The sequence below is a fragment of the Isoptericola sp. F-RaC21 genome (assembly GCF_038593535.1).
Classification (GTDB): domain Bacteria; phylum Actinomycetota; class Actinomycetes; order Actinomycetales; family Cellulomonadaceae; genus Isoptericola.
In genome coordinates, this window is record NZ_JBCFYX010000003.1 from 417,977 (window position 1) to 430,641 (window position 12,665).

Genomic DNA, 12,665 nt, shown 5'->3' on the forward strand with positions numbered 1-12,665 from the left:
TGGTCGAGGATGGCCGACAATGGTCGGGTGAACGACACCTCCGAGCCGACCCGCCCGTCGGAGGGCGTGCCGTCGGACGACGCGACCCCGCGCCGGCGGCCACGCCGCCGTGTGGTGCGCCAGGGCACGGAACGCGAGACGGTCCCGGGCGAGACGGCGGACGACCGCGGCGGTCACGACGACAACGACGACCGCCTGCTGCGCGACGTCCCGCCGCACTGGGGCCGACGCTGACGACGCCGCCGGCCGTTCCCGGAGACGTGGTCTCGACGGGTGCGGCCGGCGGCGTCGGGAGTCGCGCGGTTCGTCGCTCGTGCCGTGGGCGGCGAGCGTCGGTGCCGGACGTCAGTACTGCGAGCGGCCGGACTGCGCGGCGAGCAGGTCGCGGATCTCCTGCAGCAGGACCGTGTCCTGCGCCAGCGGCTCCGGCTCCTCCTCCTGGCCGCGCGCGCGGCGCTCGGCCAGGTGGTTGAGGGGTGCGACCACGATGAAGTAGAGCGCCGCGGCGATGATCAGGAAGTTCAGCACGGCGTTGAGGAACAGCCCGATGCTGAAGTTCGCTCCGTTGATCACGAAGTGGCCGACGCCGGAGATGTCCGGCTGGCCGAAGATTGCGGCGATGAGCGGGTTGATGATGCCGTCGAGCAGCCCGGTGACGACGGCGGTGAACGCGCCGCCGATAACGATGCCGACGGCCAGGTCGACGACGTTGCCGCGCATGACGAATTCCTTGAACCCTGCGAGCAGGCTCTTCATGTGATCCCCCTGGATGGTTGGTGTGCCGGAGGCCCGATCGCGGGCCGACGGTCGCCGATTCTCGCGGGGGACGCCGGGTGCTGCAACGGCAGGCTCGTCGGGTCAGCGCACGAGCACCGCGCCGACGGTGCCCCACCCGGACGCGGCGGACAGCCCTGGAGCCTCGTCGGCGGAGACCGCCACCAGGGTGACGTCGGAGCCCTCGGCCGTCCCGGTCGCGCCGCCCAGCAGGCCTCCGTCGGCGGGCGCTGCGGCCTCGGGCCGGGGGAGGACGAGCGCCCGCCGGGCGAGGTACGCGTCGTCGCCCCGGCCGTCCTCGTCGGTGCCCTCCTCACCGCCGTCCGAGCCGGCGGCGCGCGCCGCCTCGCCGGTGAGCACGAGGTCGACGCGGTCCCCGGCGCGCAGCCAGCCCGTCGCGGTGTCCTCGAGGCGCACGGGCACGACGACCGTCCCCTGCGGGGCCTGCGCGACGACGCCGCCCCCGGGGAGCAGGTCGGGGTGGAGCGGGATCCCGGCGGGCAGGGCGGTGGTGGGCGTGCGCCCGACGAGGTCGGCGGGGTCGGTGGCGACGCCGTCGGGGGCGAGGTCGGCGGCCACGCCGACGGTGGTGAGGTCGGCGGCGGCCACCGGCTCGCCCGCGGGGAGCGCGTGGGCGGGGACGACGACGTCCACGGTGGGCGGCGGCGCCGGTCGCACGGCCTGCACGACGGCGGCGGCCGCGAGGCCGCAGCACGCGGCGGCGAGCACGAAGCGGGCGCGCCACAGGACGGACCGCAGGCGGCGCGCGGTCCGCCGTCGTCCGCCCGGGCCGCCGCGCTCCGGGGGACGGGCAGGCCCGGATGGCGACCCCGGGCGGCGTCGGGTGGAGGGGCGGGGGAGCGTGTCGGGCAGCGGCATGCGGGCGACGCTAGGCCGCCGCGGGCCGCGACATCATCGCGGAACGGCGGCCTGTGGACGACGGTGCCCTGGGGGCAGCGTCCGTGCCCGGAGCGCAGCCGCGGCGTCGTCCGCCGGGCGCGCGCGGGCGGTCAGGAGGAGGCGGCCTTGGACGTGCTCGACGACCCGGACGACGAGGTGCTCGACGAGCTCGACGACGAGCTGCTCGAGGCCTCCTTGCCGGAAGAGCTGCCGGACGACCCGGTCGAGGACGAGCTCGACGTCGTGCTCGAGCCCTTGCCCGACCCGGACCGCGAGTCGGTGCGGTAGAACCCCGAGCCCTTGAACGTCACACCCACGGAGCCGTACTGCTTGCGCAGCGTGCCGCCGCACTCGGGGCAGACGGTCAGCGACTCGTCGGTGAACGACTGGTGGACGTCGAAGGCGTGGCCGCAGTCGGCACACCGGTACGCGTAGGTGGGCACGTGATCTCCTCGGGGCGGACGCCGGCACCCGCCGCGACCGGCGGTGCTGGCACTCGGGTGATGCGAGTGCCAATCATACGCCGGACGGTAGTCTCGCCTGCGTGTCAGCGACCGCCACCCCTGCAGAACCCGGAAACCCGTCCGACCCGGAGCCCCGCCCGGACGTGACGGAGACCGAGGAGACACCCCGTCGGCGGTCGCGGCTCCGCAGCGCCGTCGTCGGCGTCGCCGTCGTCGTGGTGCTGGCCCTCGTGGCCACCACGGTCTTCACGGTCGTCACGCTGCGCCGCCCGCTGCCGGACCACAAGGGCTCGCAGCAGCTGCCGGGACTCAGCGCCGCCGTCGACGTGCGCCGCGACGCCCAGGACGTGCCGCAGGTCTACGCGGACACGCCGGAGGACCTGTTCCGGGCGCAGGGCTACCTGCAGGCCCAGGACCGCTTCTTCGAGATGGACTATCGCCGTCACGTGACGTCGGGGCGCCTCGCGGAGCTCGTCGGCGACGTGCCGTCGGCGATCGAGGCGGACAAGGTGACCCGCACCTTCGGGTGGCGACGCGTGGCCGAGCAGGAGTGGAACCTCATCTCGGACGACTCGCGGGCCTACCTGCAGGCCTACGCGCAGGGGGTCAACGCCTACCTCGAGAGCCGCGACCCGGAGGAGCTCGGCGTCGAGTACACCGTGCTCGGCGCGAGCGTGGACGTCGCCGAGCCGGAACCCTGGGACCCCGTCGACTCGCTCGCCTGGCTCAAGGCCATGGCCTGGGACCTGCGCGGCAACTACGACAGCGAGCTCGACCGTGCGCTGGCGTACAGCACCCTCGGGGAGACGGACCTGGTCGACGAGCTCTTCCCGGCGTACGGCGAGAGCGGCAACCAGCCCGTGCTGCGGAGCCGCGACCTGGCCAACGAGCGCCCCGCGAAGACCTCGGGCGACGAGGCGTCGACGGACGACTCTGGGACCGGCACCGCGACCGACGCCGAGCTGACGTCGGCGCTCACGGGCCGCACGACCGGCCGGGCCGCGGCCTCCGAGGCGCTGGGCGCCGCCGTCGACTCCGCCCGCAGCGCGCTGGACGCGGTGCCGGTGCTCGTGGGTCGCGGCGACGCGGCGGGCTCCAACTCGTGGGTCGTGTCGGGTGACCACACGGAGTCGGGCAAGCCGATGCTCGCGAACGACCCGCACCTCGCGCTGTCCGCCCCCGGCATCTGGGCCCAGGTGGGTCTGCACTGCAACGAGGTGAGCGCCGAGTGCCCGTTCGACGTCGCCGGCTTCTCCTTCGCGGGCTTCCCCGGCGTCGTCATCGGGCACAACGGCGACCTGGCGTGGGGCCTGACCAACATGGGCGCCGACGTCACCGACTTCTTCATCGAGCGCGTGCGCGGCGACACGTGGCTGAAGGACGCCGGCGCGGAGCAGTGGGAGCAGCTCGACACGCGCAAGGAGACGATCCGCGTCGCGGGCGGCACGCCCGTCGACCTCACGGTCCGCAGCACCGCGCACGGCCCGATCGTCTCGGACGTGCTCGACGTCGGGGACGTCGTGGGCTCTCCCACCGCGGAGGGCACGGAGTTCGGCGAGTACGCCGTCGCGCTGGAGTGGACGGCGCTGCAGCCCGGCCGCACCGCCGACGCCGTCTTCGCGTTCGACACGGCGCAGGACGCCGACGACGTGCGCGCCGCGGCGGAGCTGTTCGAGGTGCCGGCGCAGAGCATCGTCTTCGCGACGACGGACGGGCACATCGGCTACCAGGCGCCGGGCCGCATCCCGACGCGCGCCAAGGTGAAGGGCCCCGTGCCGTCCGACGGCACCTGGCCGCGCCCGGGCTGGGACCCGCGCTACGACTGGCAGGGCTGGGTGCCGGCCGAGGACATGCCGCGCTCCCTGGACCCGCGGGAGGGCTTCATCGTCGCCGCGAACCAGGCCGTGCTGCGCGACGGGTCCAGCCCGTACCTCGCGGACGACTGGGACTACGGCTACCGCTCGGAGCGGATCCGCACCCTGCTGTCCGAGCAGATCGCGGCGGGCCGGCCGTTCACCGCCGAGGACATGAACCGCATCCAGAACGACGACTGGTCGGCGTTCGCGGAGGCCCTGGTGCCCACGCTGCTCGACATCGACCTCGACGACTCGTACGTCGCGGCCGGGCAGGAGCTGCTCGCGGACTGGGACTACCGGATGGACGCCGACTCCCCGGCGGCCGCCTACTTCGCGGCCGTGTGGCGCAACCTCCTGCAGGAGGCGTTCTGGGACGACCTGCCGCCCAGCATGCGGCCCGACGGCGGGTCGCAGTGGCTGCTGGTGGTGAAGTCGATGCTCGACCGCTCCGAGGACACGTTCTGGGACGACCGCACGACGGCGAACGTGGTCGAGTCGCGCGACGAGATCCTCACGCGCGCGCTGACCAGCGCGCGTCGCGACCTCACGGTCGAGCTGTCCAAGGAACCGTCGGACTGGGACTGGGGCACGCTGCACACGCTGCGGCTCGAGCACCCGGTGCTCGGCGGCTCGAGCGTGCCCGGGCTGGTGCGTGACCTCGTCAACCCGGATCCGGTGAAGATGCCCGGCGGGTCGTCCATCGTCAACGCGACGGGGTGGGACGCCGGCACCGGAAGCTTCGCCGTGACGACGGGCCCGTCCATGCGCATGGTGGTGGACATGGCCGACCTGGACGCCTCGACGTGGGTGACGGTGACCGGGGTCTCCGGGCACCCGGCGTCGAAGCACTACGACGACCAGCTCGACGAGTGGGCCGCCGGAAGGACGTTCGCGTGGCCGTTCAGCCGCGAGGCCGTCGAGTCCGCCGCGAAGACGCGCACCACGCTCGTCCCCTGAGTCGGTGATTGAGCCTGTCGAAATCCGGTGACCGGGTTTCGACAGGCTCAACCAACGGCTGGCGACAGGTCCCGCCAGCCGTCGGGGGTGACGACGGCGTGCACGGGCACGTCGTGCTCCTCGGCGGGCAGGGGATGGGTGGCCGAGTCGTAGAGCTCTTCGGGATAGACGAGCGCGACGACGGGCACGCCCGGGCGACGGATCTTCAGCAGCCGGTCGTACCAGCCGCCGCCCTGGCCGAGGCGCACCCCGCGGTCGTCGACGGCGAGCGCGGGGGCGACGACGACGTCGGCCTGGGTGATCGCCTCGGCGCCGAGCGTCGGTCCGCTCGGCTCGGGCGGCCGGCCCGGGGCGCGCTCCAGCAGGTCGTCGGGCCCGGCGTACTCGGCCCAGTCGCGGGCCAGCCCTGCGCCGAGCACGGGCAGCAGCACGCGGGCGCCGCGCGCGGCGAGCTGCTCCAGGAGCACGTGGGTGCCCGGTTCGGTGGGGCGGGAGACGTAGGTCGCGACGACGCCGGCGTCGCGGACGGCGGGCACGGTGGCCAGGACCTCGGCGAACGCGTGCGCGGCCTGGTCCCGCAGGCGCGGGGAGCGCTCGGCGCGGTGGGCGCGGATGGCCCGACGGAGCTCCTCCTTGGCGTCCGCGGGCTCCATCCCGGCGACGACGGGGTACGGCTGGTGTGCTCTCGATCCCTTGCGGTCGCCGTGCATGGGGCCATTGTGGCAGGGTCCCGTGCGGGGAGTTCCCGGCGCGCGCCGGTGACGCCGAGAACGGCTCCGGCCAGCGGGCGGGGGCGGCAGCGTCGGGACGGAACGAGGTGGCATGACGCACAAGCACGCCCGGGGATGGGCCGTGTCCCGGCCGTGGCCGGTGACGCTGCGCGAGGACGCGCCCTCCGGGACGGTCGTGCTGCGCCCGCTGCGGCGCAAGGACGGCCCCGAGTGGCTGCGCCTCCGGTCCGTGAACGCGAGCTGGCTCGAGCCGTGGGAGGCGACCTCGCCGGGGGAGCGGCCCGCCGCCTCGACGTTCGGCGACTACCTGCGCGCCCTGTCCGCGCAGGCGCGCGCCGGCACGACGCTGCCGTTCGCCGTCGAGCTCGACGGCGCGCTGGTCGGGCAGCTGACCGTCTCCCAGATCGTCTACGGCTCGCTCTGCTCCGCGAGCATCGGGTACTGGGTGTCGCAGGGGGTCGCGGGCCGGGGCGTCATCCCGACGGCGGTCGCCATGGCGGGCGACTACTGCCTCGCGGTGCTCGGGCTGCACCGCATCGAGATCAACATCCGTCCCGAGAACGCGCCGAGCCTGCGGGTGGTGGAGAAGCTCGGCTTCCGGGACGAGGGCGTGCGCGAGCGCTACCTGCACATCCAGGGCCGGTGGCGCGACCACCGCACCTTCGCCCTCACCACCGAGGACGTGCCGGAGGGGCTGCTGGCCCGCTGGCAGCAGGTGCGCGACGGCGGCTGACAGGGTCCCGACCACGGACACGCCGCGGCGGCGTGCGTCCGCGGCGTCGTCGCGTCCCCTACCGTCGCGTGTGTGGAAACGTCGGCGGCAGGACTCGCGGTGCTCGCGCTGTTCGTCCTGTGGCTGGGCTTCTGGGTGCCGCACCGGCTGCGGCACCGTCAGCAGCTGCTGGACGCGCGGGTGGACGACAGGTTCTCCGGCGGGCTCCGGGTGCTGGCGGTGGCGGGCGCGGGCGGCACGCGCGGGGTGACGACCCCGACCGGCGGCGCGGCGCCGCTGCTGGTGCCCGGCACGCCGTCCGAGGGCGGACGAGGGGAGCGACCGATGGGTCTGGACGACGACAGGGGAGTGTCGCGCGCCCTGGCGGCCCCGCGCGCCACGGAGCAGGCCGAACGCCCCCGTGAGTCCCGCCTCGCCCTGCTCGAGCAGCGCGCCGCCCGGGCGCGTCGTCGGCTCCTGCTGACCGTCCTGCTGCTGCTCCTCACGGTGGGCGGCTGGGTGGTGGTCGGCCTCGGCCTCGTGGGCTGGTACGCCGGGGCCGTGCCGTCCGCGCTGCTGCTCGTCGTGCTGGTGCTGGGCCGGGTCGCGGTGCTGCAGGCACGTCGCGCCGACGCGCGCTGGGTCGCGGAGCGCAAGGCCGCGCAGCGGCAGGCGACCGAGGCGCGGGCCCTCGCGAACGGCGGGCCGCACGCGCCCCGCAACCGCCCCCGGGTGACCGGCCACGCGGTGCGCCCGTCGGCCGCCCACACCCAGATGATCCCGCGCGTGTCGCAGGCCGGGGCCCAGCCCGCGGCCCGCACGTCCGCACGGACGACGCGGAGCCCGGAGCCGGCCCCGAGCTCTCGGGCGACCGTGCCCGCCGACGACGCCCGCGGCGAGGAGAGCGCGGAGCCCGAGCCGGCCCCGGCCCGCCGGAGCCCCGCGTCGTCCGAGCGCCTCGTCTTCGACGTCCGCGCCGACGAGCCGACGACGGAGCCCGAGCCCGTCGTCGTCGTGGACCCGGGGGAGCCCGCCCCCGCCGGCCCGCCGCCCGTCGGCAGCGAACCCTGGGAGCCGGTCCCCGTGCCCCTGCCCACGTACGTCACGAAGCCCGCGGCGCCGCGGCGCGAGCCGAGGCCGCTCCCGGCGTCGGGCGCCGGCCGTGCGCTGCCGGCGGGCGACGCCGACCGCGGCGCGGCGCTGGCCGCGACCATGCGCGCGACGCTCGGCCCGACCGCGACCCCCGCCGGGGCCCCGGCCGCCGAGCGCGCCCCCGGCACGCTGGGCGCGGCGTCGTCGGCCGCCGACGGCACGGCGGACCTGACGGCGGGCGACGAGCCCCGGCCGCGCACCGAGACGCTCGGCCTGCCGCTGGACGAGATCCTCGCCCGGCGTCGTGCGGCCGGCTGAGCCGATTTGGCGACCGGCCGTGACGGGGTGCTAATGTTGGCACCGCTCTCGGGGCTATGGCGCAGTTGGTAGCGCGTCTCGTTCGCAATGAGAAGGTCGGGGGTTCGAATCCCCCTAGCTCCACCGAAGGCCGACGGCCGCCGCACCTCGTGCGGCGGCCGTCGTCGTTCCCGGACCTCCTCGCGGTCAGGCCGCGCGGCGCGAGAGCAGCGCGGCCACGAGGAAGCAGACGGCCCCGAGCAGGGTGCCGGCCTGGTCCCACCACGCGCTGAGGTAGGTGCCGGTGGACGGCTCGACGTACGCCCCCACGGCCGACGCGGCGAACGCCACCGACCCGATCGCGTTGAGCCACGTGCCGTGCCAGGTCCGCGCGTCCCGGTCCCACAGATGGCCGCGGTCGCGGGTCGCGACGACCGCGAACGTGGACGAGACGAGGAAGGCCACCGAGCCGTACGCGTCGGGCCGCCAGCCCGCGCCGAGCCGCGCGGGGTCGGCGACCGAGGCGACCAGGGCGGCCGTGGTGCTCACGTTGAAGCACACCGTGCCCGCCAGCTGGACCGCCGCGGCCCACCAGTCCCACCGGTCGGCGGGGTGCGTGCCGGAGCGGGGCGGCCGGCGGCCGCTGAGGCCCAGCTGGACGACGGCGGCGGCGGTGAAGAAGACCGACCCGACGACGAACGTGACGCCCGCCCCGACCGCCCCCACGGCGTCGGCGTAGGGCGGCAGGGCGCCGACGAGGAAGCACAGCGACCCGACGGCGAAGCCCCACGCCTCGCGGCGGAGGCGGCGGCTCGAGGTGCTGGGGTCGTCGCGCACCGCCTCGGACACCTCAGCAGCGTAGGAGCGGGCGCGGGCGGCTCTCCACCGGCGGGCCGCATTTCACCCGCGCCTGCTCACCAGGTGCGGCGCACGGTCGCCTTGCCGCCGGCCACGAGGGTGCGTGGCGGCACGTCGTCGGCGACGACGGACCCGGCGGCGATCACCGAGTCCCGGCCGATGCTCACGCCGGGCAGGATGGTCGCCCCCGCGCCGATCCACACGTTCTCGCCGACGTCGATGGGCCCACCCGTCAGCCAGACCTTGCGGTCGTCGGTGTCCACCGGGTGGCCCACGGTGACGAAGGTGACCCGCGGCGCCACCATGACCCGCTCGGCCAGCCGGATCCCGGCGTAGTCGAGGAACGTGCAGTTCTGGTTGACGAACACCCGGTCGGCGAGGTCCAGGCGCAGCCCGTGGTCGGTGAAGAAGGGCGGGTAGATCGTCGCCGTCGCGGGCAGAGGACGGCCGAGGATCTGCTCGAACAGGTCCGCCCTGCCCGTCGCGTCGTCGAACGGCAGCACGTTGAGGCGGGAGGTGAGCTCGGTGGCGCGCAGCACCCGCTCGGACATGGCCCGGAACTCGGGCCCGTGGATGCGCATCAGGAGGTCGCTCGGCATCCCCCGATCCTGCACCCGTCGCGACGGGTCCACGCGAGCGTGGCGAACGGCGTCGACCGGCCCGCCGCGGATGCGCCAAGATGAGGGGCGTGCCCCTCCGGAACGTCCGATTCGTCCTGCCCGCCGTCGTCCTGACCGGTGCGCTCGCCCTCACCGGCTGCGCGACGTCGCCGCCCGGCGAGTCGTCGAGCCCGTCGACGGGCGCACCGGCCGTCGCGGTGCGGGACCTGGCGACGCACACGGTGCTCCTCGACGCCGCGGACCCGGCCGAGCTGGCCCTCACGACGAGCCAGACCGTGTACGCGCGCTCGGAGGTCGTGGTGCTCGCGGACACCGACGACGCGGCCGCGCGCGACGCCCTGGCCGCGACGGCGGTCGCCGTGCACGCCCCGGCGCTGCTGGTCGACACCGACGGCAGCGGGACGGGCGTCGCGGAGGAGCTGGGGCGGCTCGGGGCGCGCGTGGCGGTCGTCGTCACCGGCGACGAGCAGCGCGCCGACGCCGAGGACGACGCCGCGACCCCGGGCGGCGAGGACACCGACGCCGCCCCGGGGGACGCCTCGCGCCGGGTCGCGGACGCGGCGGGCGTCCAGACGCTCGAGCTCACCCCCGACGTCGTCGGCGGGGACGACGGCGACGGCGCGGGCCCGACCCTCGAGGACGACGACCTGGAGGACCTGGGATCCCGGCTCGACGACCTGCTCGGCGACGGCCCGGGCGCGTCCCCCTCCGGCTCGGGCGCGGCCGGTGGCGAGCCGCGGCTGCTGCGCGAGGTGCTCGCGCTCGTCGACCCGCAGGACGGCCAGGAGGCGGCGATCGCGTCGCTGCGCGCCGCCGGGGCCGTGACGACCGAGGTGCCGGACGGCGACCTGGGGTCCCGGCACGTGGTGGAGACGGTGGACCGGGCACAGGCGCTCACGGTCGTGGGCGTGGGGCGGTCGTTCGGCGACGCCGGCACCTTCGCGTGGCGGGTGGCCGCGGCCGAGCGCGCGGCGCTGCTGCCCACCGGGTCCCAGCACCTGCTGCCCGCGCGGTACGTCGCGGTCGGCGCGAGCGTCTGGGACGACCCGGCCGCCGCCGTCGCGCGGGCCGAGGCGGCCGCCGCCGCGTACACGCCGTCCGACGACGAGGCGAGCCCGGATGCCGACGACGATGCCGGGCCCGTCGTGCCGACGCTGGTGCTGCCGGTGAGCGCCACCTCGGGAGGCCCGGGCGAGGACGGCGACTGGGTGACGCAGGAGGACGTGGACGCGCTGCGCCCGCTCGTCGCCGCGGCGCGGGACGCCGGGGTGTACGTGCTGCTCGACGTCGGCGCGGGCCCGGCGCCCGTGGTCGAGCAGGTGCGCGCGGCCGAGCCGCTGCTGCGCACGCCCGGCGTGGGCGTCGCCCTGCATCCCGAGTCGCGGGTGGGGGACGGCGCCCGCACGACGTCGCACCAGATGTCGGCCGCCGAGCTCGACGAGGTGAGCGCCTACCTGGCCGACCTGGTGTCGCGCGAGGGGCTCCCGCCGAGCCTGCTCGTCGTGCACCAGACGCGGCCGGAGTCGGTGCCCGACCGGGCCCGGCTGCGGTCGGTGCCCCAGGTGGAGACGCTGGTCCTCGCCGACCTGACCGGCGGCGCGACGACCGGGGAGTGGGTCTGGAACCAGGTGAGCGCCGATCTGCCCGACGGCGTGCACCTCGGGTGGTCGGGGCCGGCGTCCGGGGCGGCCGCGTCGGTCGTGCCCACCGACCCTGCGCCCGTGCTGATCGCGGCCTCCTGACGGGCCGCGCGGGCCGGCGGGCGGCGTCGTTGACAGGGGTTCGGCCTATTCGGCAGGATCGCTAACGTAACGTGTTGATCCTCCGTCGGCGCCGACCGGGCGCCGTCGACCCGCGCCCCTGGAGACCGATCATCGTGCTGTCCCTCATCCCGTTGCCCACCGTCGTGGACGGGCAGGACGCCGCCCCGCTCGCCCTGCGCGCCGCCCGCCTCGTGGCGCCCGACGACGCCCTCGCCGCCGTCGCGGCCGAGCAGCTCGAGGCGGCGGGGGTGCGCGTCGTCGAGGCGGGGGCCGCGGAGGAGGACGGCGCCACGCCGGTCGTGCTGCGGCTCGACGCCGCCGCCGGCCCGGGGGGCTCCGCCGAGCCCGAGCGGTACACCTTGCGCGTCACCGCGGCGGGCGTCGAGGCCACCGCCCCCGAGCCCGTCGGCCTGCTGCACGCCGTGCGCACGCTGCGCCAGCTCGTCCCTGCGGCCGGCGCGGCGGAGGGCGTGCGCGAGGTGCCCGCCGTCGTCGTGCACGACGCGCCCCGGTACCGGTGGCGCGGCCTGTCGTTCGACGTCGTGCGGCACTGGTTCGGGCCCGAGGACATCCGCGCCGTCGTCGACCTGGTCGGCGCGTTCAAGCTGCGGGTGCTGCACCTGCACCTCACCGACGACCAGGGCTGGCGGATCGAGACGCCGTCGCGCCCGGAGCTGGAGAAGGCGTCCGACAGCCAGGTGGGCGGCGGCACGGCCGGGTTCCTCACGGTGGACGACTTCCGTGAGCTGCAGGAGTACGCGGCGGCGCGGTTCGTGACGATCGTGCCCGAGTTCGACATGCCGGGGCACATCAACGCCGCCACGCAGGTCTACGGGGCGCTGACCAAGGACGGCCTGCCCACCGAGCCGTACGAGGGCATCGAGGTCGGGTTCTCGCGCCTCTGGTTCGACAACCCGGCCACCGAGCCGTTCCTGCGCGACGTCATCGGCGACGTCGCGAGCATGACGCAGGGCGAGTGGGTGCACGTCGGCGGCGACGAGGTGCACACGATGGAGGTGGAGGAGTTCGCGAAGTTCGTCGAGCTCGCCGCCAGGATCGTGCGCGAGCACGGCAAGACGCCGATCTTCTGGCAGGAGGGCGCCCGCGGCCCCGTCGAGCCCGGCACCCTGCTGCAGTACTGGGAGCCCAAGGGCGAGGAGTTCGCGCGCTTCGTCGCGGCGGCGCGCGCCGGCGCGCGGTTCATCATGTCGCCCGGCAACCACGCCTACCTCGACATGAAGTACACCCCCGAGCACGACCTCGGCCTGCACTGGGCGGGGTACGTCGAGCTGCGCGACTCCTACGACTGGGAGCCCACCGCCGTCATCGACGGCCTCCCCGCCGACGCCGTCGAGGGCGTCGAGGCCGCCGTCTGGACCGAGACCCTCACCACCCGCGACGAGCTGTTCTCCATGCTGCTGCCGCGCCTCGGCGCCGTCGCCGAGGTCGCCTGGACCGCGCCCGAGCGCAAGGACTGGGAGGCCTTCCGCGCCCGCACCGCCGCGCAGGCGCCCGCCTGGCGCGCCGGCGGCTGGGCCTTCCACCAGACCCCGCAGGTCGACTGGTAGGACCGCCGAACCCGCTGGTCGAGCCTGTCGAGACCCTGTTCCGAGGTTTCGACAAGCTCAACCAGCGGGTGGC

12 protein-coding genes, 1 tRNA gene and 1 pseudogene are annotated in these 12,665 nt (G+C 75.6%); 8 read left to right on the plus strand and 6 right to left on the minus strand.

The genetic code is table 11. The features are described 5' to 3' along the window. Nucleotides 1-27: 27 nt before the first annotated feature. Entirely contained in the window at nucleotides 28-234 is a 207-nt protein-coding gene (locus AAG589_RS12465) for a hypothetical protein (protein WP_430567569.1), read from the plus strand. A 111-nt stretch (nucleotides 235-345) separates the two neighbouring features. On the opposite strand, the gene mscL is transcribed toward AAG589_RS12465, so the two are convergent. Both mscL and AAG589_RS12475 read right to left on the minus strand, forming a co-directional pair. Then, nucleotides 346-756 carry a large conductance mechanosensitive channel protein MscL gene (gene mscL, locus AAG589_RS12470; RefSeq protein ID WP_430567570.1) on the minus strand — a complete coding sequence of 137 codons (411 nt, stop codon included), beginning with the start codon at nucleotides 754-756 and terminating at the stop codon, nucleotides 346-348. A gap of 102 nt (nucleotides 757-858) precedes the next feature. Further along, entirely contained in the window at nucleotides 859-1,653 is a 795-nt protein-coding gene (locus AAG589_RS12475) for an SAF domain-containing protein (protein WP_430567571.1), read from the minus strand. Between the two features lie 147 nt (nucleotides 1,654-1,800). Here AAG589_RS12475 and AAG589_RS12480 point away from each other — a divergent pair, with 147 nt between their 5' ends. Continuing rightward, nucleotides 1,801-1,962 carry a hypothetical protein gene (locus AAG589_RS12480; RefSeq protein ID WP_430568047.1) on the plus strand — a complete coding sequence of 54 codons (162 nt, stop codon included), beginning with the start codon at nucleotides 1,801-1,803 and terminating at the stop codon, nucleotides 1,960-1,962. 14 nt (nucleotides 1,963-1,976) lie between these two features. Here the strand turns inward: AAG589_RS12480 and AAG589_RS12485 are convergent. Further along, nucleotides 1,977-2,303 (minus strand): annotated as a pseudogene (locus AAG589_RS12485) (FmdB family zinc ribbon protein); the annotation flags it as partial. Between AAG589_RS12485 and AAG589_RS12490 the strand changes: the two are divergent. After that, complete coding sequence (locus AAG589_RS12490; RefSeq protein ID WP_446719734.1) at nucleotides 2,219-4,951, plus strand: penicillin acylase family protein; 2,733 nt, start codon at nucleotides 2,219-2,221, stop codon at nucleotides 4,949-4,951. The pseudogene AAG589_RS12485 and the gene AAG589_RS12490 sit on opposite strands and share 85 nt — an antisense overlap. 47 nt (nucleotides 4,952-4,998) lie before the next feature. Here AAG589_RS12490 and AAG589_RS12495 read toward each other — a convergent pair whose 3' ends face one another. Next, on the minus strand, nucleotides 4,999-5,661 hold the full coding sequence (locus tag AAG589_RS12495) for a 5-formyltetrahydrofolate cyclo-ligase (RefSeq protein WP_430567572.1): 663 nt from the start codon (nucleotides 5,659-5,661) through the stop codon (nucleotides 4,999-5,001). A 112-nt stretch (nucleotides 5,662-5,773) separates the two neighbouring features. On the opposite strand from AAG589_RS12495, the gene AAG589_RS12500 reads away from it, so the two are divergent. The 3 genes from AAG589_RS12500 (at nucleotide 5,774) to AAG589_RS12510 (ending at nucleotide 7,927) form a co-directional block, all read left to right on the plus strand. Beyond that, nucleotides 5,774-6,415 carry a GNAT family N-acetyltransferase gene (locus tag AAG589_RS12500; protein WP_430567573.1) on the plus strand — a complete coding sequence of 214 codons (642 nt, stop codon included), beginning with the start codon at nucleotides 5,774-5,776 and terminating at the stop codon, nucleotides 6,413-6,415. 72 nt (nucleotides 6,416-6,487) lie between these two features. After that, nucleotides 6,488-7,804 carry a hypothetical protein gene (locus AAG589_RS12505; protein WP_430567574.1) on the plus strand — a complete coding sequence of 439 codons (1,317 nt, stop codon included), beginning with the start codon at nucleotides 6,488-6,490 and terminating at the stop codon, nucleotides 7,802-7,804. A 50-nt stretch (nucleotides 7,805-7,854) separates the two neighbouring features. Then, nucleotides 7,855-7,927: transfer RNA gene (locus AAG589_RS12510), tRNA-Ala, on the plus strand. A gap of 63 nt (nucleotides 7,928-7,990) precedes the next feature. On the opposite strand, the gene AAG589_RS12515 is transcribed toward AAG589_RS12510, so the two are convergent. Both AAG589_RS12515 and AAG589_RS12520 read right to left on the minus strand, forming a co-directional pair. Next, nucleotides 7,991-8,632 (minus strand): hypothetical protein, encoded by a 642-nt coding sequence (locus AAG589_RS12515; RefSeq protein ID WP_430567575.1) that lies wholly within the window; start codon nucleotides 8,630-8,632, stop codon nucleotides 7,991-7,993. A gap of 65 nt (nucleotides 8,633-8,697) precedes the next feature. After that, a complete protein-coding gene (locus tag AAG589_RS12520) occupies nucleotides 8,698-9,240 on the minus strand; it encodes a sugar O-acetyltransferase (protein ID WP_430567576.1) in 543 nt (180 codons plus the stop codon). A gap of 89 nt (nucleotides 9,241-9,329) precedes the next feature. Here AAG589_RS12520 and AAG589_RS12525 point away from each other — a divergent pair, with 89 nt between their 5' ends. Continuing rightward, entirely contained in the window at nucleotides 9,330-11,003 is a 1,674-nt protein-coding gene (locus AAG589_RS12525) for a hypothetical protein (RefSeq protein WP_430567577.1), read from the plus strand. A 74-nt stretch (nucleotides 11,004-11,077) separates the two neighbouring features. Beyond that, the gene (locus AAG589_RS12530; protein WP_430567578.1) at nucleotides 11,078-12,592 is read left to right on the plus strand and encodes a family 20 glycosylhydrolase; all 1,515 of its coding nucleotides are present in this window, start codon (nucleotides 11,078-11,080) and stop codon (nucleotides 12,590-12,592) included. Nucleotides 12,593-12,665: the final 73 nt, after the last annotated feature.